We start from the raw sequence: 23,753 nt of genomic DNA on the forward strand, positions 1-23,753 counted from the left end.
GTGGATCGAGGCCACTATCCTGTCCTAGCTCGGTCCATTCTGGGAATCCCTCTCCTAAGTCCATTCAAACACCGCACATTTTGTTTTCTGTTAGATCACCGCACTATGGCGCACGATCAGGAAACCACAACAGCAAGCGCGGGGCAACTAGCTCGGTCATTCGACAAACTTTGCTGGGTGTATGGGGCAGGCACGCCCCTGCTCGTCATCCATCGGCGAAACGATGGCGCGCATCCAATCCGCGCAGGGTTGGCCGATGGATTGAAGGGAGAGCGGCGTCTCCCTCATCATGGGTGTCGGGAGCAGGAACGCTCCTGACTGGCGATGCAACGGCCATACGTTGCGACTGGCACATTGACGCCCCTGCCGCCGATCAGCGTCATGCAGATACGCAGCGGTTGGGGTTTGGGAATGTGGCAGCGGCGAGAGGGATGCAACGGGAGAGCGCAGCGTCTCCCTTGCCAAGATGTGTGAAACGCAAACGCAGTTTGTAGTTACGCACACATCTTGCAGTCGGCGTTAGACGCCTGTTTCACCCTAAGCGGAGTTCATAGAACCAAAGCTATGATTTTCAGGCCATTCAAACAAACCGTTGTGCTCTCCGCATTCACGTGACCATAGAGATGATCTCAGGGCTACGGAAAATCTATGTTGCACAGAGCCAAAGACGCCAACAGGATCGTTCTCAATCCGATGACCATTACCTCGGTCGCGGAAGGCGAACACGGCACGATTATTATCACAAGTTTCTTCGGGAGGCGGCATGTCCATATCGTCCGTCAAAGCCTCGATGAAGTTCAGGCAATGCGCGCGCAACTGCGTGGCTTGTTTCCCGGCAAGATCACGCTCGATCTTGTCGAGGGCGATAGCATCGACTGACCGCGCGAGGCGCGCTTCAATTCGCACGGGCGGGGTCGGCGACATTGACCGATGCGCTGCGTAAGTGCCGAAACAAGGTTGCGCGACTAACCGCATAGCGGTGCGCGACCGTCTCCGCTGTTTCGGTACGCATGAGCTGCGCAGCCTCTGCGATCTGGCAGGGCTGCATCTTGGGTTTCGCACCAAGGCGGACACCGCGCGCTTTCGCGGCATCGAGTCCGGCCTTGGTGCGCGCGACGATCATGCGCCGTTCGACATGGGCGATCATCGCGAGAATGGTGGAATATAATTCACCGGCTTCGTTGCCGGTGTCGAACCCCTCGCCGATGCTGACAAGGCTCGCGCCTTTATCAGCCAGCTCGGCAACGATGGTCATGATGTGCGGGATCGATCGACCGAGACGGTCGAGCCGCCACACGATGAGTTTGTCGCCCTTGCCAATTTCAGCAAGGGCGCGATCCAGCCCGTCGCGCACCATTGAGACGCCCGTGATCCGATCCTCATAGATCGGGTCGCATCCGGCCTTGGTCAGGGCGTCATATTGAAGATCGGTATTCTGTTCGCAGGTGCTCACGCGGACATAGCCGATCCGCCGCCCGCCCATCGGCGGGCGCGTGACGGGCGCGGGCGGAACGCCCCTCTTTGCCCGCAAAGGCAGGCATTTCCTTGGTTTTTCGGGTGTCATGCGACCTCTCGGTGGCGAGTCTCACAAACTGTCCTTTGTGAGACTCTGCAATTCAACCCCGGAGGGGAACCTCACCAAGACGGAAAACCGCCATAATTCAACGCCGTTAAAATACCATACGTAGCGAATACAGCCAAGAAAAAAGAGTCTCATAGACCACGGAATATGAGACGCCGTGAAGTTAAAACATATGAAACACAAGTGAGCGTGCGATGGCTACTTTATCAAATGCGATGAAATCATTTCGGACAGCGGCGTTAATGGGTGCTGCGCTCGCTTGCGCGACACCGGCAACGATCACGGCGGCGGAACCTGCCGTCACGGGATTGCAGCCGGGTCAGTGTTTGCCGATGGCAGATATGAACGCGGCGCTTCGCGCCGAAGGTCAGCGCACAATGATTATCGGCAATCGCAGCGCTGTGCAGGAACGCGACGCGCGCGGCAATCCAACGCGGGTTGTTGAGAACGTCGAAACCATCACGTCGAACGCCGACGGCAGCATCGGTTACAATCTTGGCGGCGATCGTCCACGCGAAGAAACCTCAACGAGAGTTTGCGTTGGTGCACGCCTTACGAATGTCCGCCTCTATGACGCGCGCTCGGGCACAATTCCGCGCGATGCCTATCTCGGTGGCACATTTAATGAGGTTGTGGATCGGAATGCAGCGCTTGGCACACGCCCGATGGTTGTTGCTGATACCGTATTCACGAACAACGATGGCAGCACCCGCATCGGTCGTCCGATTGTTCTGTTTGGAAATATGGAAGTGCGCGGTGGTTCACTTATGACCTTCACCGCCAATCGTGAGCCTGCTGAATTGGCCCTCATGGTGGATACAGATTATACGCCAGCGGCTATGGAACGCATCAGCGGCACTCGCACGCTTGCGTCTCTTTCGCCATCTATTGCTGGCGGCTCACGCTAGTCAATCACACATCAAATCCAGAAGAAGCTATTGCCGCTGGTGCAGGAGCGGGTGGTGCAACCGTGCTGGCTGCAAGTTGAGGCGCATCGAGCGGGGTCGTTGCAGTAAGAGCCGCTCCAAACTGCCCACGAAGAGATGGCGCGCCAGCAATGGCGGCTTGGCCATCAATCTGCCCCGACACCGAACCGCGTGAAGTCGCAAGTGCGTTCGTCGTTATCTGTGGATTTGCGTTCGTCGTTACCTGTGGACCTGATGTAACCACGCCACTGTTCAGCAAATCCGACCGAGTGCCATACGCTGTGTCGATTATGCCACTATTGGCAGAGCCATTCATAGCTTGAGCATCTACTCGGGTTGCAACCACTGGCGTGAATCTGCTTCCGCCCATTTGCTCATACTGGGCCAAGCTGTCGGAGCCAGCGTCACGACGCTCATCGGACATTCCGTTATATGCTCGACGCTGCGCGTCGTTAGCTTGACCGGATCGAACTGCGGCAATGATCTGCGCGTCTTCAAATCTTCGACGGATTTGATCGTCGGTCATTCCCGGATTCATCATACGCAAGAAGCTCATGAAGCGCTCCTGCCCGTCGCGTGTTTTCAAATCATCGTTCAATTCCGCATAATTCTGCTGGCTCAATCCATAGCGGTCAGGGACGGTGCTGAGCTGATTGCTCATCGCGTCGTCCGCCATGTCGGCAACACGCGCTTGCTCCTTACGCTCACGCTCGGTCTGCTCGCGACGCTCGTTCCATGTTTCACCGCGCGTGAATGCGCCGCTACCGTTTTCCTGTTTCTCTTCCTGCAAGCTCACGGCTGCACGAAGATTCATGAGCACGCCGGAATCCAATCGCGCGGCAAGCGGCGAGTTCAATATCTGCGCCGCCTCTTCCGAAAGATTGGTGGATGGATTGAAACGAAGATCGTCAATTATCTCTTCGACATCGGATGCGAACGCATCGACTGCCGGTTGGGCGCTCGCCTGCGACATAGCCGCATTGCTGCCTTCCATTGCATTTGCCGCTGCACGGATCGCCTCAATGTCAAAATTGTTGGAAGTTCTCTCCAAAGCCATGACATGAGGATATCAAACAGAATTTAATGAATTACGTAAAATAGATAAAGTTTAAGGCAAATTCGTCTTTCATTTTATTCAAAACTAGTATTCTATTAACCTACTATCCTGTTCAATTAATGTCGGGGTGGCCCTCCCCATAAGCCACCCCTCTTCTTCCTACGAAACGATGGCTGATTTCTGCGATTTCGCTCCGTCCCTTTCGATTATTCAGATCACGCGCGACATGAAGCGGGAGTTGCGCTCTCATTGGAAGCGCACTGGCCTGTCCACGCGGCGCATCGTTGAAAACGATCCAAACGCGCCCGAGGGGCTGACCGTGGCGATGGTCAATGGCTGGATCGCGAACAAGATACACGAAGCCCGCGCCGATCACTGGACATTCACGCTCACGAAATGGGCATCATTCCCCGATGGGGAATATCACCGACAACGACGCGCGACACGACAAAAAGGGCCGGGTCGCCCGCGACGCAATAAGGGCGACATCTGGATTCCCCTGACGCCGGAAATGTCTGCGCAATTTATCTCGGAAATGGCGCGCACCAACGCCGATTTTGACGGCGACATTTTACGCGCAGCGAATGTGCCCGAAGGATTGACGCTGCGCGTCCTCCATAACTGGCGTTATCGCCACACCAAAACCACGCGCTGCGATCATTGGAATTTTGTAATGGATCGTCTGCGCACCATGCCAGATTTCAAGAGCCAGTTTTCCAAGCGATAGTGCAGAAGGCGTGACTTCTCCCCATCCCGAGAATCGGTTGGTCATAGAACCGTGGCGGAAAGGATTTCCGCTATGGATAAATCGACAGCCGTGCGGGGATTGATGCCCGCGAATTTCATCATGCATTTTATCTCTGCATCGCTCGCGGGCGTGTGGATCAGCGACATGGTGTCGCAATCCGGCGCGATGACTCCGCTCGCATGGTTTGAAACCATTCTCGCAGTGGTCGCGATTTCAATTGGGCTGAGCGTCTGCACATATATCGCGCTACGCCATATTCCGGCGCTCTCGCCTGAGCAGCGGCGCAAAGCAAAGATCGCGTTCATCACCGCCTATGGCGTCCTCGCTCTTGTGCTGGCGACCGCCGCTGCATCCGTTCTCGGCGCACCTGCCGGTGAACGCGCGCACCAAGAGCATGGCCTGACGGAGATGAAGGCGGCGACGGAAGTGCGCCGCAGAGCCGCTGCGACAATTCAGAATCGCGTGCCCGCTCTCACCGATTGCGTCGATACGTCCGGCGCGATGAGCAGGCAGGAAGGTGCGACGGGCGCATTCAGCCGCGAAGGCGGCGATGTCGGCCGCGTTGCGATCACGCTCTCCAATATCTCGAATGCGTGCGCGACCGCGCGCAATGCGATTTATGCGAGCCGTGCGCAGCTCGCACGATTATTCGCGCGCGCTGATCGCATCCTGATCGAAACGCGCCGCACGATCGATGCCGATATGGATGCACATGATCGGATGGTGATGGTGCGCCGCTATGCCGATGAATGGCAGCGCGTGATGCGCGCGGTGAATGATACGCTTGCCGTCGAGGCGATGCTCGCCGTCTCCGATGCGCTTCGCAAGGATTGGCACGCTGCGGGGCTGCCACCGAGCGCGGCCAATGCGATAACGCAGAATTTCGACGGCCTCGCGGATGCGCTCGTCGAAGGTATCGATGACATTGCGGCGCTCAAGACCGCACCGCTTCCAAGTGTGCCGGTCGTCTCCAATATCGCCTATCTCGGCCTCTACCCTGACGCGACCATGGGCGCGCTTGCGATTGGCGCGATCATCGAGCTGATCCCGCTCGGCGGGATCTTGCTCGCATTTGCGATCATGGAAAAATCGGTGAGCGGCAATCGCGCGCCTGCACCAGCCGACACGGCACCGCGCGTCGTTGCTTCACGCCCACCGAAGCGGCGTGGGCGACCGCCAAAGGCGTGAGCCAAAATGGATGATGCAATGAGCGCGGAGCGATGAAAATCGCTCCGCGTTTTCGCGTTACCACCATGCGTAATAAGCGATGGTGCGGCCACGTCCGAATTCCTCGCGGGCTTTGCGGATGAATTCGAGATCATCCTCGCGTTCCTCACCCGTGGTTTCGCCGAAGAAGAAACCGGTCGTCTGCGGAAGCGTGCCGTCGAGAATCGTGCGCTCAAGCGCATCGATATCGGCGGATGTCAGTTCCACGGTGTTGACGTTGAAATCGTCATCGCTGCCGCCCTTCTCATAGTAGCGACCAGCCATCCAGCCATGCAGGTTCGGATGCTTGCGCCAGTAATGCAGGCGACGGCGTTCTTCGTCGCCAATGTCGTCGAGGTCGAAATCAACGCATGGTCGGTCATCGTCTTTCGGTAGTGAGTAGGCATACATATCAAGTCCCATATCGGTCTCCTTTGGTGTGAACCCGCACGACCATTCGCGCGGGGCATGGAGACTGGCGGGCGCACGCCGGATCGCGCGCGCAACGCCCCAACACGGTCATCAACGATGAGTGGTGCGGGCGGGGCTTGCGGGCATGAGCGGGCCGGACGGGCGCAAGGTCGGAATAATTCCTCGCGCACGGATGTGTCCGGTGTGGATCATAGCGGAGACAAGACTGGCGATGATGGATGCGCTCGCATCGCGTGCCGATCACACGCGATGTCGACTATCGCGGCAATCGTCCGGGTCAGATTGTTGTGGCAACCATAGCCATTGGCTGTCCGTCACATGAGACGGCTTATGGCACGAACCTATTCGCGCGCCGATAGTGAGGTGCAAGGCGGGACTACGATCCCTGGCCTTCTCCGCGTTCGCTGCGATCACAGGTGATGCACCTTTATCCGATCACGCGAATGCACGTCCTCCAACGCGGCTCATGGTGAGCGGCGATCAGCAAAATGGAGGTAGCCCATGAACTTCAATCTCACCCGCACCGATCTTGCGAGAAAATCCACATCGCAGCTCGCCGCGCTTTTCCAGCAAGCGACAACCGCCATCGCGGTTCGCCAAGGCGATCTCGCATCGGCGCACGCGATCATCGCGATGATCGCGCAAGAACTCGGTCGCCGTGGGCCAGCGCCGTGAGGCGCTGGCTCGCGACCCGCGAAGGGGAGCGTTAGCTCCCCTTCTTGGTGTCCTTCTCGTCGTTGGTGCGCATCACGATCCGGCCATTGACGGGGATCGCATTCAAGATGAGCGTGTAGCCCTTGCCGTCTTTGGTTGCCCATGCGACGCCGATATCGGTCCAGCGGGCGTTGTCACCGTCGCCGTTGACGTTGAAAAGGCGGTGGCTCGGGCGGTTGGTGTTTGTATCAGACATAGTAGGTCTCCTTGGTTGTTCGCGGGCGGGACCATTCCCACCGGCTTCATGGGGAGACTCGTGACCTGACGGGTGAGACGGCGATCAAAGGCCGAGCGGAACGCGAGCCTGTTGGCGCGGAGCTGCACAAACCCTGAGGCACGAAGGGTGCGGAAGCGAGCGGCCTTGATCGCCGTCGCGTCTGGTCAAAAACCCATGAATGATGACGGCGGGGATGGTTCTGCCATGCCCGTGATGACGATTGCGGAGACCTTGCCTGATTTGACTGCCAATCGAACGGGCCGCGCTCGCGTCAAATAGAGCGTTGGCAATTTGGCTATCGGATCATCGATCTCGGCATTCCATCATCAGCAAGCCGGAGGGTTGCTACGAGAACCCGCGTCTCAACATGACGGCGCGCTCGAACATCATCGTGTGAGGAAGAAGCTCGGGGCCAGCTTCGCAGCGACAGCCGCCGAAGCGCTTCGCCTTCTTCATCCCCAGCATCGCGCGGATCGCGACATCTATGCCGGGTTCGTGGGAATCGCGGTCCCGAAGCGCAACGCCCATGCTGACCGATGCCCAAAGGTCGGGCGTGATATCGGACCACTGTATCCGACCGAGGCTTTCATGCGCGGCGACCAAGTGCGACATCGCGTCCGCGCCCCGTATCGCCAGATAAAAGGCATCGTCACCGCACTGGCCGGTATCACCGCCATACTCCGCAACGAATTCGCGCAAGGCGGAGTCGATTCGGCGTATGACGGCATCGCCTACGGTCTCGCCGAAATTGCGGTTGATATTTTTGATCCCGTCAACATCGATGATCGCGAGGCCGAGATCGCTCCGGCTTGTGGAATCCATCGGCGGGTTCAAACCTGTTTCGAGGAAAGCCATACCAGCATGTTTGGTACGCACCGTATTTCTGAACTGGAAAAATGCATCCGGCCCGCTCCGCCGCTTTGCGACCGCGCGCGATAATTCCTCGAAGAGCTTGTCCACGCCGTAACTCAGGTCGAGAGATAGGCACCGCGTGGTATCAATGTCATACAATGCCAATGTCGCAAGCGGCTCATCGACGATGAGAACCGCCACTTCGGCATCGCGGGTGAATGTGGCGCGAAGCTGCTGCTGAAACTCGGCCTGCTGCCATGGTTTGCGCATGATCGCTTTCGAGAGGCAGATGACAGTGAGTTGTGCCTCGTCGATGCCCTTGGGCCACGACCGAGCCACGGTCTCGGCATTCGCGCCGTCCACGAGGACAATATCGACGATCATGCCTTTCTGCGCAAAGCGCTCGGCAATCTCGGTCACGTCGCGCGTTTCGTTCTCACCGCGTCCTTTGGCCGCGACGAATAGGAGCTTTGGGATGTCCAGCGCGTTCTGCGGCTGGTTCGAGGATAATTCACGATCAAGAATTTCGCCGATGAAGTCGTGCAGGTCACACCGCTCTTCCAGAAGAGCAAGGAACTCGCGTCGCGTTTCGGTCCATTGATAAAAAAGCATCATCGGAACGAACTCTTCATAACCGCCGTTCCGCTTGGCTCCATCGACATGCGCGCTTACGCGAGTTTGAGCATCTCTTTCATTGTCCGGCAGCGAATATCTGAACCTCATCGCCTGCGGTCGTGAAAATCTGACAAACTGGCGATATTTGTTGCCATGCTCAGATTTGGCGTGGCTTTGGAACGCCTCCACCATGCGAAAAAGCAATGTGTACTCGCGTGTTGGAAGTTGCTTATGTGGCTCGAAGTCTGCTTTCAGAATTCCAGCAAGCTTTTGAAAATCTTCGGCATTCATCATCTGGCGCAGCCCCTGCGTAGAAGGTCTAGCGTAGAGACAATGTGCGCGAAAGCCGTTTGAGTTATCGTGACCTGTTCGGCGCGAGTCTCGCCATATAATGTAGAAACGCTCCTATAACCGGACCTGTGGGTGGCAGGTCATCTGTCTGAATGTGGTTTGCTCAGATACCTTTTCACCCGCCCGGTAGTGAGCGGCATAGTCCTCTCTGGTAAACGAATCGAAGGTTTTAACCGCAGGGCCGCCTATTCGATGCAGAAGGCCGTTCGAGTACCATTCTTCTTTTTCGCGGAATGGACCGGATATGCCGCAGTAAGATTGAATAGCCGCAGGTCCACGTTCCCGGTGGCGAACACCATTCTGATACCACTCTTGGACTGACACTCCTCGGGAGTGCGTAACGTTCGATGCATCAATGGCTGGTTGGCGGAGGCGATGGAAAACACCATTTTGATACCATGCATTCAAAAAGGCGTCAGGGTTCATCGATGAACGGCCAATAATCGCGGGGCCGTCTTCACTATGGATATTGCCTTCTTGATCAAAACAAACTTCGAATTGATCGATATAAAATCTACGAGCCAATTGCCCAATTTTGCAATCTGGATCATTATAAAAACCGTCAAATATTGTCTCAATGCTCGATCTATCAAACTGATCTTTAAGTGAAATTTTCATCTATAGGCATTCTCCCTGCTGGTTTTGTGTAATAATATATCATAGTATTTTGCATAACAGCAAGATTTATTTGAAGAAACTTTGCCAAAACGCGTCCGGAAAAGCTCCGGAATCATTCCGGAAACACTCCGGACGACCTTGGCAAGGCCCTCCGGCATAACCGCATCACTGATCAGGGCTTGGCAGACCCAAGCGCGGCCGCTCCCCATTTCGAGGAGCAAAAGTGATGGAAACACTGGAGTTTACACGGACCAGCTACACCGATGGCGGACCATCCCGTCCGCAAGGGCCAACGATCATCTATCTCCCGCCCGCGCGCATTCTGCGGGAGACCTATACCATCTTCAATCTGGCTATCGCCTATGCAGGGATCACACCGCGTATCTCGCGCCGCCGTCTCGTCGATTGGGTCTATGACCGGATCATCGGGTTCGACGGCATGGTGATCGATCAAGGTGGGCAGCATCTCAATCTCCATGCCATCGACATTGACGAGGTGTTTGGCGATGACTGCTCCGCTAGCTGGTCAGGCGATTTTCTCGGTGGCCGCGCTCGCCCGCGCACACTCAGCGCCTCACCCAAAATCACTGCGCGCATCAAGCTCATCTGGATCGCGCTCGCCATTCATAATCCCGCCGCCGCGCGCGATGTATTGCGCTGATCGCACAAGTTTGCCCCACGCGCCCACGTGTTCGGTGATGTGAAGCCTCCACCGGCAATTTCGCTGGTGGAGGTTATTTCATGTCCGATGTTCAGTTCAGGCTCGACTATGACGAGGATGGCGCTCGGCAAGTCGGGAGAGAGATTGTCCCTGCTGCCGCGCCGCGCGTTGCCCCCGTGAAGCGCAAGCGCAAGTTCCGCCTTCCGGCTGCGGCGAATACCGCGATCACCGTCATCATCTGCGGCGGCGTGTTCTTCGCCGCTGTCGCCTTCGCGCCCGAAGGGTGGCGACCACAGGATTTCACCGGCCAGTATGTCGGTGATGTCACCCGCGAGGTGAAGGCGAATGAAGGTGCCATCGAAGCCGAGGTGCAAGCTTATACCAATGCGACGCGCGCGGCCTACGAACAGCGCAACGCGCAATATGGCCGTATCATCGAAGGCTATCTCGAAGCCTATCGGGCGGCGGTCGCACTCAACCAGCAGCAGATGGAAGCGAACAACCGGCTGCGCGGTTCGTTTGTCGATCGGCAATCCAGCCAGACGATGCAGAGCAACGGCTCGAACATCGGCATTGCCAACGCAGCGGAGCTGATCGGCAATGTGCAGAATTGGCTTGAGCCAGGATCGGGCGATGCGACGCTTGGCGAAGCAAGCCGTCAGCGATCCATCGCTGCGGACCGCCTCGAAGGCACGGCGCGGGAGAGTGCGAGCGTCGATCTCACCAGCTATGTGAACGCGCTGCCGAGCGAGGAAGCCCTTCGTCGCCGCATCGACTCGCTGCCTCCCATCGAACTCCCGCCCCCGCCACGTTTTGATCGCGAGGGCCGATGATATGCGTGGCGGTAATCTGCTGAACTGGATGGAGCGCGGCTTCGCGCTCCATCGTGGCTGGGCGGAAGCCGATCATGCATATGAAGCGCGGATGCGCGCACTTGATCTCGAAGATGCGATGCTCACAGCAAAGCCGTCCGGCGCACTTGGCGATGGGCGGCTTGGTGATTTGGAGGATTGCAGAAAATCGGGGCTGCTGGGTAGTCAGGGATTATTTCTTGGCGCGTTCGGGACACGCGGACATTTCCTGTTTCACAATGGCGAGGAATCGCTTCTCACCTACAACCGTGCTGGCGGCGGCAAAGGCACGACGCTGATTCAGCCGAACCTCGCGCATTCGCGCGACAGGACATTGATCGTCGTCGATATCAAGGATGGCGAACTCGCCTTCTCATCGGCCAAGCATCGCGCCGACACGCTCGGCACCGAAGTCATATTTTTCAATCCCTATGGATTGCATGGCTACCCGAATGCCAAGATCAATCCGTTCTATCGACTGATCGAGGTGATACAGGCTGGCGGCTCATCCGATGGGGAGGCCGAAGCGATCTGCGAGATTGCGATGCCTGCGCCGCCGCGCGAGAGCGATAATAGCTGGGTGCGCAAAGGCGCGATCCAGCTCTCAGTGCTCCGCGCCGAATATCTCGCGCATTTCTCTCCAGACATCTGCACGCTCCCCGAGCTGTGGCGTTTTCTCAATGGAGATGAGATGCATTTCGGGATGGCGTTCTCGATGATGGCAACGTGCGGCATCGAATCCATCGAGCGACGCGCGCAATCCTTCGCATCCATGCGCATCGAAGCGTCGAAACAATGGGAGGCCATTCGCAGCGAAGCCGCGACCGCGTTCAATGCGTTCGAGCCGGGAAAATCACTCGGAGAATCCTGCTCTGCGCATGAGTTCGATCTGACCCGCGCCAAACGCGAGAAGCTCACCATCTTCATCATTCTCCCCGCCAATCGCATCGATGTGGCGAAGGCATGGGTCGCCATGCTGATTGCCATGATGACGGAAGTGATCGCGGCTGCGCGCGGTCCAATCCGCACGACCTTCATTGTCGATGAATTCGCAAACCTTCCGCGCGTGCCGAACATCCTTCGCGCGCTGCGGCTCTATCGGGGTCTCGGCATTTCCTACTGGCTGTTCTCACAGGGCCGTCACGCACTCACATCGCAATGGTCGAAAGAGCAGGTCAAGGACATTGAGGATCAGGTCGGCATCATAACGATGAAGTCGGTATGGGAGCCTGATCTGCTCAAAGATATCGAACTCTGGTCGGGCATGAAAACCATTCTGCAAGGTGGTGTCAGCCATGCGGGCGGCGTCGTGCAAACGGCGAATGCCAATCTCTCCGAAACCAAACGCCCTGTCCTGCAAGCCGGTGATGTGATCGCACTTGGCCCCACGCGGCAGGTGATCCGCGTGGCATCGATGCCGCATCTGCTGATTTGCGATGCGGTTCCCTATTTCACCGTCGATCCGTGGAAGAATCAAGTGCGCGACGTGCGCGATCTGCACAGAGGATTGGCTGAATGAGCGACAGCGGCATATCGATCTCGCCGCGCTTCAACGGTGCCGCAACGCTCACGGCGCGATCTGCGGAGATTCAGGCGCGCGTCGATAACGCGATGAAGCGCATGAACGATCATTTCGAGAGGTGCGAACCGGCACTCACACAATCGCGTTATCGCGATCTCCTGACCAAGCAAGGGAACGCGCCTGAATTGAAACCGTCACACGCTCATGAAAATCCACAAGAGCGAATGATGAAAGCCGCGCGCCAATGGGTGCGTTTCGATCATCTCAATCGGCTGAACAAAATTCGGAATGTCGGCGAGCGCATGATCGGAAAAGATCGCGTGCTCGAACGATGAGCGCGATGCACAACATAATGTTGTGGAAAACTATTGAATTAGTATAAAATTTTATATTAAAATTATATTATAGAGTGGTGGCGCGACAATCGCGGGGAGATTGTCGGTTCGGAAACCCCGATGATGGCGTCGTCGGCTGTTTCCCCCACCAGCAACTTACTTCGGACATAGTTTCTTGGCCAGACGGCAGAACCAAAGCGGTTCTGCCATATGGACCGAGGATGGTGGTATCGTGCTGGAAATCAGGCCCGATAAGATGGATCGCTATCGCGAGATCGTCGCAAAGATCGACGTTCCGCAGGACCGAAAGGATGATGTGATCCGCTCGGTCGCGAACCTGCTGCAAGCGTTCATCGACAAGGCATTCGGCGTCGATCCGGTGCAATTGGCGACGCAAGACAGGCTATCGGACTCTTTCCAAACCGCCGCCTCTCATGCTAATCTTGGTCACCGCCAAGATGCGGCACGAGTTGACCTCGATGATGAGGGCGCGATCACCAAAACAAAGTCCGACAAGGATATGCGCCATGATAAAAACACAGACAAACAAAGCGGTCATTTACTGCCGCGTTTCTAGCCAGAAGCAGATGCGGGAAGGCGACGGGCTTGAAAGCCAGCGCGCTCGCTGTGAGGAATTCGCGAAGTATCGCGGATATGAGATCGTCGAAATTTTCAGGGACGACGCCTCCGGCTCGCTCGTCAATCGTCCCGCGATGAAAGCGATGATCGCGTTCCTCAAAGCGCGTAAGGAGCCGCATGTCGTCATCATCGATGACATCTCGCGTCTCGCGCGCGGTCTCGAAGCCCACCTGACCCTTCGCAACAAGATCAAACAGGCTGGCGGCATTCTGCAATCGCCAACCATCGATTTTGCCGAAGAGGATTCTGACAGCTCTCTGATGGAACATGTTCTGGCCTCCGTGTCGGAACACGCCAGAGCCAAGATCAGGGAGACTACGCGCAATCGGATGCGCGGTCGCATGATGAACGGCTATTGGTCGTTCCGCGCACCGATTGGCTACAAGTTCCAGCGCATTGCCGGTCACGGCAATATGCTGGTGCCTGACGAGCCTGTCGCATCGCTCATCAAAGAAATCTTTGAAGGCTATGCGTCGGGCCGCTTTGCCGGTCCTGCCGAAATCATGCGCTATCTCGGCAACCATCCGGTGTGGCCGCGCTCGCGCCGTGAAACCATGACGGTCGAGCGCGTTCTCGAACTGCTCGAACGTGTCCATTACGCCGGATATCTGAATTACCCCGAATGGGGCATCCACATGCAGCCCGCCAAGCATGAAGGGCTTATCAGCCTTGCGACGTTCAACGCGGTTCGAGATCGTCTCGCGGGCAAGGCGAAGCTGGCTGCACGCAAGGATATCAATCTCGACTTTCCGCTGCGCGGGTTCGTCGAGTGTGACGATTGCGGACAGCCGTTCACGGCATGTTGGACGAAGGGCCGCAATGCGCGATACCCCTATTACCTCTGCCAGACCAAGGGCTGCTGCTCCTACGGCAAGTCGATCAAGCGCGATGTGATGGAAAGCGAATTCGAGCGGCTGCTCGCATCGCTTCGTCCGTCGCCTGAGCTCTATGAACTCGCCATCGAGATGTTCCGCGACTTGTGGGATGCCCGCGTAGCCAGCTCACAAGGCAATCGTGGGCATCTGCTCTCCGAAGCAGTCCGCCTCGAAAAGCAGATCGAACAGCTTGTAGATCGTATCATCATCGCGGACTCGGATTCGTTGGTCGGCGCATACGAGAAACGTTTGCGCTCGCTCGAGGCGGAGAAGGTCGAAATGAAAGAGAAGATTGCGAATTGCGGTCGTCCGCTAAGCGACTTCGACACGACTTATAGAACCGCTATGCAGTTCCTCGAAAACCCTTGCAAAATATGGACTTATGGCGATCTCGCCGACAAGCGCGCGACGCTAAAGCTCACATTTGAGCATCGCATTCGTTACAACCGCAATGAAGGATTTAGAACCGCCGAAGCGGCGGTTCCTTTCAGGATTTTCAACGGTTTAGATGGTCTGGACTCTGACGAGTCCGAAATGGTGCCGCTTACAGGACTCGAACCTGTGACCCCCGCATTACGAAGGCCTGTGAGGCACGGCAATAAAACTCAGTAATTTCAATGCGATAGATGTAAATATCGAGTGATGATACAAGCTGACCCACGTTATCTCCAAACCGACCTGAGATCGATCTTCAGCAGCTTCCCACCGAGTGCACATTGGCTGGATCGAACGCTACAAAGCGACCTGCGCTATACCCGCGCGAAGCGCCCGACCTTCTCCAGATTAGCGGGGCGGCGCAGTTAGACAAACGACCGAATGTGGGGACTTTCCCGCCCGGCGGCTCTCGGGAGGCCAAGTATCGATAGCTGCCCGTCCGCTTGTTTAGAATTGGCCAGGCAGAAAGCGCCCCAGAAACCGCCGCTCAGGATTTCGGCTGTCGTACGCCGAAGTGCCAAAATATCGCAGCCGACAGCGACGCAACAGCAGCGAACGCCAGCACCGCTTTTATGGCCGTGTCGCTTTGCTCGTAGAGGCCGAATGGGTTGACCGGTGGCGTGGGAGCCGGGCCCAGCCAGCGCCAGATGGCAATAGCCCCGGCGAGCAGTACGAAGGGCAGGGCAGTAAGTCCCAGGTAGTGGGTCAAGGCGGTTTTCTTGAAATGCCGTAGCACGAGATGAATCGGAACACCGATGAAGGCAATGGCGCCGTAGCTCAGGAAAAGCAGAAACAACATCGCGGCGACAATGTCCGCAGCTGTCGCGTCGCCCGTACCGCCTCTTATCGCATTGAACACGACCGCGATCAGCACCGGTACAATCACAGGCAGCGGAGCTAGCGCAAAGGCTTTTGTCTCTCGCTCGGCCATGACCACCCCCGGCTTCGTCGGATTTCAATTCAGAATATCGCAACAGACGGCGGCTTGCTGCCGCGCGCCTCAGACATTCTGGACCTACGTCGGCAGGTCGGCTGCCGCCATCGGCCGGGACACACATGATGGTTTCCACGGTCGAAGCCCGATGGCCGGCAGTGACGTGCATCGCATCGCGCGGCGAAGGTACGCCGGGTTGAATCTTCGATAGCTGGCCGATCGCATCGCGAACCGTGCGGAATTCTCCACGGGCAAGGAACCCTTTGGGCATGCCAACGGGCCTGCGCATCGCAATCAGGAGCGCACGAAAGCGTTGTTGCGGAACGCCGAACTCGGCCATGTCGTGAATGGCAATGCAGGAATCATAGCCAGCCTCGGACAGCAGCCGCCTGGCCTCTGCAACAAGCGGCCAATAGCGGTCCGTAAGTATCTCGGGGACATTTTCCGCAATGATCACATCCGGGCCGACAGCCGCCGCGATGCGTGCGAACGCGACGAAGAGCGAATTACGCAAATCTTGGTCCCCGGCGGCGTTCCTGTGGGAAGAGAACCCCTGACAGGGCGCGCAGCCGATCATCACCAATGGTGCGTCCGGCGCGCTACGAACGGATCCGATAAGACGCTTCGTTTTTTCAAGATCCTTCGCGAGCTCGAAAACGTCGAGCTGCTTCGCGATCGGACCTATGTTCCGGTTGTACGTCGCGATCGCGTCCGCATCGGTGTCCACAGCAAGCGCCAATCGATAGGTCGGGTCCTCGCCATTCAGAGACAAAAAACCCGCGGACATTCCGCCACACCCAGAAAAGAAATCGATGACATCGATCGGCCCCGCCATCGCCGCTTTCGCCGCCGGCCATCGGGAGTCCATTTGCAGCGCCGCCGAGCGAATGTCGGGTCGCGAACCTCGGTCAATCATTGGATTCCCCCTTTAACGCTGCACGTCAAATAGCGACCGCTGCCTATCGAACTTTTCGCTATCCAGATGATCTCGAATGAGGCGCGCAATCAGAGTGCTCTTCTTGAACCCTCGCGACCGACAATAGGCGTCGAACCGGTCGGCTTCCGCCGACTCCAAAAGGACAGAGATCTTGGTGCTATGCTCTGCCATGCGCACTTGTCCTCCGAAGTGCGCAGTTTTGCGTAGTTTGCCGCACTGGTCAAGGCATATGGCGGTGGCGGGGGATGATCGGCACTGTTGCGCGACCACGGTTAGGATTGGCGTTCGCAAGCAAGTGTGGGTCGGTTCGCGCATTGACATCAGCGGGCGCCGCAGTTAGTATGTTCCCTGTTTGTTCTCACATCTGATGGCGGGTTTCAAGTGGCGATCTTCGACGGCATCGAAATCCCTCTCTGCGTCGTCGCTGGGTGGTGCCACCCCATAGCACTCAAGCCTGTGATTCCTCATTGAGGATAGGCAAATTGGGCTGACTCTGACGAAGGGGTTACCCGGCATGGCAAGCTACGAGATATTGCGCACCCTTCCCTGAACCACCCAGCCGCAGGAACGCCAATTAGTCCCTCTCAAAGCGCCCAAGGTTGACCCACGCCGAACCCACGTTCGCTAGGCAATTCGCGCTGATCAAGCTGAAAGGTGGGTGGTGCCGCTTGCAGGACTCGAACCTGCGACCCCATCATTACGAATGATGTGCTCTACCAACTGAGCTAAAGCGGCATAACTCCAATTGCTCCCAACTCCGTAGACCCCCGCATTACGAATGCGATGCTCTACCAACTGAGCTAAAGCGGCATATGCTCCCGGACCCGCCGGAGGCGAGGCGGGCGCTTACCAGCATGATTCATCGCTGACAAGCGTTGCGGAAGCGTTGACGCGGCGGGCTGCCTTTACGCGCCGTTTACCACGGCCGTTGCAGAAGCATTGCGAACAACGGGGCATCTTTCCCCAGTGGAGCAAGCGCATGGACATGGCCCGCGGCGTCAACGATCCGCTTCGCCCGGATCGCCCGGAGCATGAGGACGAGATGGACGACGTGCTGAGCGACCGCCCGCTCGATATCGGCACCGACGAGCGCCGCATGCATGTGCGCGCCTATAACCACTGGGTGTCGCTGCTGCGCGGGCGCGCCTATCCCTCGATCGAGGATCTGGATCCGGAGAATATCGCCGATTTCGGCCCCAATTCGGTGCTGCTCGATTTCTCCAAGGGCATCGAGGACCCCGCGATCCGCTTCCTGGGCCGCGCGCTGCGCGAGGAATGCGGCGTCGATACCAGCATCACCCATGTCGCCCAGGTGCCCAGCCGATCGCTGCTGTCGCGCCTGACCGACCATTATCTCCAGATCATCGCGAATCGCGCGCCGATCGGGTTCGAGGCGGAGTTCGTCGGCCAGCGCGGGCACAACACGCTGTATCGCGGCATCCTGATGCCCTTCTCGTCCGACGAGGACACGATCGACTTCATCTATGGCGTGATCAACTGGAAGGAGATGGTCGACGCCGAGACCCAGGCCCGGCTGAACGCCGAGGTGGAGGAGGCCCGCCGCGCCACGCCGCGCAATCCGGTGGCCGCCGCCGTCTGGGCCGATGGGCCGAGCGCCAGCCTGATCGGCACGCCCGGCGCCGACCCGCAGCACGAGCCGGAGGTGGAGGCCGCCGCGCGATCGCTGAGCGTCGCGCCCGTGGCTGCCGCGCCGGCATCGGCGCAGCAGACGCTGGCCGACCGGCTGATGCTGGCCCGCGAATCGGCCGCCGCCGCGCGCGCCGCCGACACGCGCACCCGATCCGCGCTGTATCGTGCCCTTTCGCGCGCCTATGATTTCGCGACCGCCGCCGAGGAGGATGAGGACGGCTATGCCGCGATCCTGGCCGATGCGGGGATCGTAGCGCAGGAACGCGCGCCGATGACGCCGTGCGCCAAGCTGGTGTTCGGCGCGGATTACGACAAGACGCGGCTGACCGAGTTCGCCGCGGTGCTCACCCATGCGCGGCGCAACGCCGTGCCCCAGGGCGGGCTCGACGCATTCCTGGAAGTCGCCGAGGGCGGGATCAAGGGCGTGGTGAAGGCCGAACGCGCGCTGCGCCGGCCGGAAGCAAAGCCCGACCTCTATGCCCGTGCCGCCGCCGAGCTGCGCAGCCGCCCGCCGCTGGCGCATGTCCCGATCGCGCCCGCGGGCGACGGGTTCGTCGTGCTGCTGGCGCGTCCAGGTGCCGACGGGCTGGACATCGTCGCCGCGATCACGGGCGACGCGGGGCTGACCGAGCGCGCGGTGAAGCGCGCGGCGGGCTGATCCGCCGCCCGCGCGATAAGCAATTCGCGGCGGTTTCCGACACGAAATGACGGCGCGCCGCCACGCGCCTGCAACTTAGTTGCAAACGTAACTTGGGCGTCGCCACAAGGCTTGAGGTGGCGTCGCAGCGGGCGCATAGGGCGGCCATGCCCAAGATCAAAAGCACGCTGTCCAAGGCGTTCGAGGAGCGGCTGCTCGAAGGAGCGCTGCCGGGGGAGATAGAGGATTTCGGCGCCGCCGGACGCGCGGAGGCGGCCGCCTTCGTGGCGGAGGCCGCGGCGGAACGCGACGCGGGCGCCCCCCGCATCGCGCTGGCCACCTATCAGGACGGCGAGCGGCGGCGGATGCGGCTGGCGGTGATCAACGACGACATGCCGTTCCTGGTCGATTCGATCGCGGGCGCGATCGCGGCGCACGACATCGCGATCCACCGCATCCTGCACCCGGTGATCCCGGTGGTGCGCGACGGCGCGGGCGCGATTTCCGCCATCGGCGAGGGCAAGCCCGAATCGATGGTCTATATCGAGATGGACCGTGCCGACGCGAGAACGCGCCGCCTGCTGGTGGCCGATCTGGAGCGCACGCTGGAGCAGGTGCGCGACGCCGTGATGGACTGGCGCGCGCTGCAGGGCGCGATGGCGGCCGACGCCACCCACCTGCCCACGCCGGAGGGCACGGCGCTGCTGCAATGGTTCCTGGGCGGCGCGATGACGCTGCTGGCGCATGAGGAGTGGAAGACCGACGGCACCACCGGCGCCCAGCTCGGCATCGCGCGCTATGATCATGCCCAGCCGATCCTGGCCGAGGCATCGCGCAAGGCCGCGGTGGAGTGGTTCCGCGCGGGCGGCGAGCCGCCGCTGCTGCTCAAGTCGAACTGCATCTCCACCGTCCACCGGCGCGTTCCGCTGGACGTGGTGGTGGTCCCGGTGCTGACGGGCGCGGAGGTGAGCGCGCTTTCGATCCATGCCGGGCTGTGGACCAGCTCCGCGCTCTATTCGCTGCCCGAGGAGGTGCCGCTGCTGCGATCGCGGCTGAAGGCGCTGGAGGCGCGCTTCGGCTTCGATCCCAAGGGGCATACCGGCAAGGCGATGGCGCACGCGCTCGCCTCGCTCCCGCACGATCTGACGACCGCGTTCGATCCCGCCTCGCTCGAATCGCTGGTGCTGACGGCGATGTCGGTGGCGGACCGGCCGCGGCCCAAGCTGGCGCTGGTGCCCAGCCCGCTGAAACGCCACCTGTTCGCCTTCGTGTGGCTGCCCCGCGACGAGGTTTCCACCGGCCGCCGCGTGGCGATCGGCGAGATGCTGTCGGAAGCCGCCAATGCGCCGCTGATCGCCTGGGGCATCGCGGTGGAGGAAGGGCCTGTGGCGCTGCTGCGCTACACGCTCGATCTGCGCGGCGAAGGGCGGCTGCCCGACACCGGCGAACTGGACGATCGGCTGGAGCGGATGGTGCGCGGCTGGGTTCGGGCGGTGGAAGCCGCGCTGGCCGAACATGCCGGCGCCGGGGCGACGCGGCTGGCGCTACGCCACGCCGCCAGCTTCCCGCCCGCCTATCGCGCCGACGGCACCGCGGAAGAGGCCGCGCGCGACATCCTGCGCATCGCCACGCTGAGCTCCGACGGGGATCGTTCGGTGCGCATCTGCCCGCATCCGCGCAAGCCCGGCGCGTGGCGGATCAAGCTCTATCGCCGCGGCGGCGCGCTGGCGCTGTCGGACGCGGTGCCGGTGTTCGAGAATTTCGGCTTCCGCGTGATCGAGGAGGTGCCGACCCAGCTCACCGGCGAGCATGGCGCCTTCATCCATGATTTCGAGGTGGCGCCCCCGCCCACCGGCGTGACCGCGCTGGAGCGTGAGCCCGCGCTGATCGAGCGCGCGATCGCCGCGGTGCTGGAGGGCAAGGCGGAGAACGACGCATTCAACCGCCTGATCGTCGAGGCCGGGATGCAGCCGCGCGCGGTGGTGCTGTTCCGCGCCTGGTTCCGCTACCTGCGCCAGACGGGGCTCAGCTATGGCCTGGCGACGGTGGTGGACGCGCTGCGCCGCGCCCCCGCCGTCGCCGCGGCGCTGATCGAGCGGTTCGAGGCGGCGCACGATCCCGCACGCGCGGGCGATGCGACGGCGATCGAGGCCGCCGCCCGCGCCATCGACGCCGGGCTCGATCATGTCCAGGCGATCGACGACGACCGTATCCTGCGCATGATCCGCGGCGTCGTGCTCGCCACGCTGCGCACCAACGCCTTCGCGCCCGCAGGCGCAGAGGCGCTGGCCTTCAAGCTGGAAAGCGCGAAGGTACCGGGCCTGCCCCAGCCGCTGCCGTGGCGCGAGATCTGGGTCTATTCGCCGCGGGTGGAAGGCATCCACCTGCGCGCCGGCCCCGTGGCGCGCGGCGGCCTGCGCTGGTCCGACCGGCGCGACGATTTCCGTACCGAGATCCTGGGGCTGATGAAGGCCCAGCGCGTGAAGAACGCGGTGATCGTGCCGACCGGGGCCAAGGGCGGCTTCTATCCCAAGCTGCTCCCCTCCCCCGCGCAGGACCGCGACGCCTGGCTGGCCGAGGGGACCGAGAGCTATCGCGTGTTCATCCGCGCGCTGCTTTCGATCACCGACAACATCGTCGGCGGCGCGGTGGTGCATCCGGACGGCGTGACCATCCTGGACGGCGAGGACCCCTATTTCGTCGTCGCCGCGGACAAGGGCACCGCCACCTTCTCCGACGTCGCCAACGCGATCGCGATCGAGCGCGGCTTCTGGCTGGGCGACGCCTTCGCCTCGGGCGGCAGCCAGGGCTATGACCACAAGGCGATGGGGATCACCGCCAAGGGCGCCTGGGTGTCCGTCCAGCGGCACTTCCTGGAACTGGGCATCGACGTTCAGACGCAGAGCATCCGCGTGGCCGGATGCGGCGACATGTCGGGCGACGTGTTCGGCAACGGCATGCTGCTGAGCCGGGCGATCAAGCTGGTGGCGGCGTTCGACCACCGCCACATCTTCCTGGACCCCGATCCCGATCCCGCGAAGAGCTGGGCCGAGCGCGAGCGGATGTTCGGCCTGCCGCGATCGAGCTGGGCGGATTATGATCCGTCGCTGATCAGCAAGGGGGGCGGCGTCTTCGCGCGGACCGAGAAGTCGATCCCGCTCAGCCCCGAGGTGCAGGCGATGCTGGGCACCGGCGCGGCCGAGATGGAGCCCAGCGCGCTGATCTCCGCGATCCTGCGCGCGCAGGTGGACCTGATCTGGTTCGGCGGCATCGGCACCTATGTGAAGGCCGCATCCGAAAACCATGTCGAGGTGGGCGATCCCGCCAACGACCGGCTGCGCGTCAACGCCGAGGAACTGCGCGCCCGCGCGGTAGGCGAAGGCGCCAATCTGGGCGTGACCCAGGCGGCGCGCATCGCCTTCGCGGCGCGCGGCGGGCGGATCAACACCGACTTCATCGACAATTCGGCCGGCGTCGATTGTTCGGACAATGAGGTCAACATCAAGATCGCGCTCAACCGCGAGATGATCGAGGGCCGGCTGGGCTTCGAGGACCGCAACGCCCTGCTCGCGGAGATGACCGGCGACGTGGCCCAGCTCGTGCTGGAGGACAACCGGCTGCAGACGCTGGCGCTGTCGTTCATGGAGAATGACGGCGCGGTGGCGCTGCCCAGCTATGTCCGCACGATCGAGATACTGGAGGCCGCAGGCCGGCTGGACCGCGCGGTGGAAGGGCTGGCGCCCAACGAGGAGCTGCTGCGCCGCGCGCAGGAGGGCCGCGGGCTGACCCGGCCGGAGCTGGCGGTGCTGCTGGCCAGCACCAAGCTGGCGCTGCAGGACGCGGTGGAGAAGACCGGGCTGGGCCAGGATCCGGCGCTGTCCGCCGATCTGCACGCCGCCTTCCCGGCGGCGATGCAGGAACGGTTCGGCACGGCGATCGACGAACACCGCCTGCGCGGCGAGATCGTCGCCACCAAGCTGGCCAACCGCATCGTCAACCGGCTGGGCGTGCTGCACCCGTTCGAGCTTTCCGAGGAGGAAGGCGCGGCGATGGGCGATATCGCGGCAATGTTCGTCGTCGCCGAGCGGCTGTTCGGCCTGCGCGCGCTGTGGGAAGCGATCGAGACCGAGCCGATGGCGGAGGGCGCGCGCATCGCGCTGCTCGACGAGGTGGCGGTGGCGACGCGCGTCCATATCGCCGATCTGCTGCGCGTATGCCGCCCCGGCGCAGGCCCCGGCGAGGTGATCGCGCGGCTGCAGCCCGGCATCGACAGCCTGGGCCGCCAGGCGCGCGGGCTGTTGCTGGAGGAGGTGCGCGCGCAGAGCGGGCGGATCACGGCCAAGCTGGAGGCCGCGGGCGCCCCGCGCGGGCTGACGGACCGGGTGGTGCAGCTTTTCGAGCTGGACGGCGCGATCGGCCTGGCCGAGCTGGGCGAGCGGCGCGGCATCGGCGAGACCGAGCTGACCCGCGCCTTCACCCGGCTGGGCCAGGCGCTGGGGCTCGACTGGGCACAGTCGGTTGCCACGCGGATCACCACCGGCGATGTGTGGGAACGGCTGCTGATCGCCAGCCTGGCGCGCGATTTCCAGCAACTGCGGCTGGAGTTCCTGGCCCGCATCGACGGCGCCGATCCCGAGGCGGGCGTCAACGCCTGGCTGGACGCCAACGCGGGCCGGGTGACGCAGTTCGCGGCGCTGGTGGCGCGCGCGCGGCAGGCGGCGAACCCCAATGCGGCGATGCTGGCCCAGATCGCCGGCCAGGCGCGGGTGCTGCTGGGCCGCTGATACCGGGCCGGAACCGGACCCCGGATCGAAGCGCCACACCGGCGCTTTTCCGGAGCCGGTTTCCGCCCGTTCGAAGCCGGCGCCCGCCATCCCGGCCGGGCGGCCGCTGGCCCTCCTGGACTGCGCCGGGGAGCCAGCCTGCTTCAACGCTTGCGGTCCGTGGAACGGGCGGAGG

Annotated in this window: 20 protein-coding genes, 1 tRNA gene and 1 pseudogene; 13 read left to right on the forward strand and 9 right to left on the reverse strand. The window is 61.0% G+C overall.

All coding sequences use genetic code 11. The features are described 5' to 3' along the window. Positions 1 to 693 precede the first annotated feature (693 nt). Positions 694 to 879 (forward strand): hypothetical protein, encoded by a 186-nt coding sequence (locus OM513_RS15520; protein WP_264945483.1) that lies wholly within the window; start codon positions 694 to 696, stop codon positions 877 to 879. A gap of 16 nt (positions 880 to 895) precedes the next feature. Here the strand turns inward: OM513_RS15520 and OM513_RS15525 are convergent, their stop codons facing one another. Beyond that, entirely contained in the window at positions 896 to 1,564 is a 669-nt protein-coding gene (locus tag OM513_RS15525; protein ID WP_264945484.1) for a recombinase family protein, read from the reverse strand. Between the two features lie 212 nt (positions 1,565 to 1,776). Between OM513_RS15525 and OM513_RS15530 the strand changes: the two genes are divergently transcribed. Beyond that, entirely contained in the window at positions 1,777 to 2,490 is a 714-nt protein-coding gene (locus tag OM513_RS15530; RefSeq protein WP_264945485.1) for a hypothetical protein, read from the forward strand. Positions 2,491 to 2,494: 4 nt separating this feature from the next. Here OM513_RS15530 and OM513_RS15535 read toward each other — a convergent pair whose 3' ends face one another. After that, positions 2,495 to 3,565 (reverse strand): hypothetical protein, encoded by a 1,071-nt coding sequence (locus OM513_RS15535; RefSeq protein ID WP_264945486.1) that lies wholly within the window; start codon positions 3,563 to 3,565, stop codon positions 2,495 to 2,497. A 169-nt stretch (positions 3,566 to 3,734) separates the two neighbouring features. Between OM513_RS15535 and OM513_RS15540 the strand changes: the two genes are divergently transcribed. Beyond that, a complete protein-coding gene (locus OM513_RS15540) occupies positions 3,735 to 4,292 on the forward strand; it encodes a hypothetical protein (RefSeq protein WP_264945487.1) in 558 nt (185 codons plus the stop codon). 72 nt (positions 4,293 to 4,364) lie between these two features. Next, entirely contained in the window at positions 4,365 to 5,501 is a 1,137-nt protein-coding gene (locus OM513_RS15545; protein WP_264945488.1) for a hypothetical protein, read from the forward strand. Between the two features lie 57 nt (positions 5,502 to 5,558). Here the strand turns inward: OM513_RS15545 and OM513_RS15550 are convergent, their stop codons facing one another. After that, the gene (locus tag OM513_RS15550; protein WP_264945490.1) at positions 5,559 to 5,942 is read right to left on the reverse strand and encodes a hypothetical protein; all 384 of its coding nucleotides are present in this window, start codon (positions 5,940 to 5,942) and stop codon (positions 5,559 to 5,561) included. A 510-nt stretch (positions 5,943 to 6,452) separates the two neighbouring features. On the opposite strand from OM513_RS15550, the gene OM513_RS15555 reads away from it, so the two are divergent. Beyond that, positions 6,453 to 6,626 carry a hypothetical protein gene (locus tag OM513_RS15555; protein ID WP_264945492.1) on the forward strand — a complete coding sequence of 58 codons (174 nt, stop codon included), beginning with the start codon at positions 6,453 to 6,455 and terminating at the stop codon, positions 6,624 to 6,626. Between the two features lie 31 nt (positions 6,627 to 6,657). Here the strand turns inward: OM513_RS15555 and OM513_RS15560 are convergent, their stop codons facing one another. The 3 genes from OM513_RS15560 to OM513_RS15570 form a co-directional block, all read right to left on the reverse strand. Beyond that, the gene (locus tag OM513_RS15560; protein ID WP_264945493.1) at positions 6,658 to 6,861 is read right to left on the reverse strand and encodes a hypothetical protein; all 204 of its coding nucleotides are present in this window, start codon (positions 6,859 to 6,861) and stop codon (positions 6,658 to 6,660) included. Between the two features lie 366 nt (positions 6,862 to 7,227). Then, positions 7,228 to 8,643, reverse strand: coding sequence for a diguanylate cyclase domain-containing protein (locus OM513_RS15565; protein WP_264945495.1), 1,416 nt, complete (start codon positions 8,641 to 8,643; stop codon positions 7,228 to 7,230). A 111-nt stretch (positions 8,644 to 8,754) separates the two neighbouring features. Next, the gene (locus OM513_RS15570; protein ID WP_264945496.1) at positions 8,755 to 9,318 is read right to left on the reverse strand and encodes a hypothetical protein; all 564 of its coding nucleotides are present in this window, start codon (positions 9,316 to 9,318) and stop codon (positions 8,755 to 8,757) included. Between the two features lie 226 nt (positions 9,319 to 9,544). Here OM513_RS15570 and OM513_RS15575 point away from each other — a divergent pair, with 226 nt between their 5' ends. From OM513_RS15575 to OM513_RS15600, 6 genes are all read left to right on the forward strand, one after another. After that, positions 9,545 to 9,979 (forward strand): hypothetical protein, encoded by a 435-nt coding sequence (locus OM513_RS15575; RefSeq protein WP_264945497.1) that lies wholly within the window; start codon positions 9,545 to 9,547, stop codon positions 9,977 to 9,979. Between the two features lie 80 nt (positions 9,980 to 10,059). Continuing rightward, positions 10,060 to 10,812 (forward strand): hypothetical protein, encoded by a 753-nt coding sequence (locus OM513_RS15580; protein WP_264945498.1) that lies wholly within the window; start codon positions 10,060 to 10,062, stop codon positions 10,810 to 10,812. A gap of 28 nt (positions 10,813 to 10,840) precedes the next feature. Further along, positions 10,841 to 12,349 (forward strand): type IV secretory system conjugative DNA transfer family protein, encoded by a 1,509-nt coding sequence (locus OM513_RS15585; RefSeq protein ID WP_264945499.1) that lies wholly within the window; start codon positions 10,841 to 10,843, stop codon positions 12,347 to 12,349. Further along, complete coding sequence (locus OM513_RS15590) at positions 12,346 to 12,687, forward strand: hypothetical protein (protein ID WP_264945500.1); 342 nt, start codon at positions 12,346 to 12,348, stop codon at positions 12,685 to 12,687. Before OM513_RS15585 ends, OM513_RS15590 begins: the two co-directional genes overlap by 4 nt. A 175-nt stretch (positions 12,688 to 12,862) precedes the next feature. Then, positions 12,863 to 13,264: a hypothetical protein gene (locus tag OM513_RS15595; RefSeq protein ID WP_264945501.1), complete on the forward strand. Its 402-nt coding sequence runs from the start codon at positions 12,863 to 12,865 to the stop codon at positions 13,262 to 13,264. Positions 13,265 to 13,274: 10 nt separating this feature from the next. Further along, on the forward strand, positions 13,275 to 14,813 hold the full coding sequence (locus OM513_RS15600) for a recombinase family protein (RefSeq protein ID WP_264945502.1): 1,539 nt from the start codon (positions 13,275 to 13,277) through the stop codon (positions 14,811 to 14,813). 310 nt (positions 14,814 to 15,123) lie between these two features. Here OM513_RS15600 and OM513_RS15605 read toward each other — a convergent pair whose 3' ends face one another. From OM513_RS15605 to OM513_RS15610, 3 genes and pseudogenes are all read right to left on the reverse strand, one after another. Next, positions 15,124 to 15,567, reverse strand: a complete 444-nt coding sequence (locus OM513_RS15605; RefSeq protein WP_264945503.1) for a hypothetical protein — start codon at positions 15,565 to 15,567, stop codon at positions 15,124 to 15,126. A 292-nt stretch (positions 15,568 to 15,859) separates the two neighbouring features. Further along, positions 15,860 to 16,486, reverse strand: a pseudogene (locus OM513_RS20845) (DNA cytosine methyltransferase); the annotation flags it as partial. A gap of 680 nt (positions 16,487 to 17,166) precedes the next feature. Further along, positions 17,167 to 17,242: transfer RNA gene (locus OM513_RS15610), tRNA-Thr, on the reverse strand. Positions 17,243 to 17,549: 307 nt separating this feature from the next. On the opposite strand from OM513_RS15610, the gene OM513_RS15615 reads away from it, so the two are divergent. Further along, complete coding sequence (locus OM513_RS15615) at positions 17,550 to 18,815, forward strand: PAS domain-containing protein (protein ID WP_406701376.1); 1,266 nt, start codon at positions 17,550 to 17,552, stop codon at positions 18,813 to 18,815. A gap of 146 nt (positions 18,816 to 18,961) precedes the next feature. Further along, a complete protein-coding gene (locus tag OM513_RS15620; RefSeq protein WP_264945505.1) occupies positions 18,962 to 23,578 on the forward strand; it encodes an NAD-glutamate dehydrogenase in 4,617 nt (1,538 codons plus the stop codon). Positions 23,579 to 23,753: the final 175 nt, after the last annotated feature.

The sequence above is a fragment of the Sphingomonas canadensis genome, from assembly GCF_026013525.1.
GTDB lineage: Bacteria > Pseudomonadota > Alphaproteobacteria > Sphingomonadales > Sphingomonadaceae > Sphingomonas > Sphingomonas canadensis.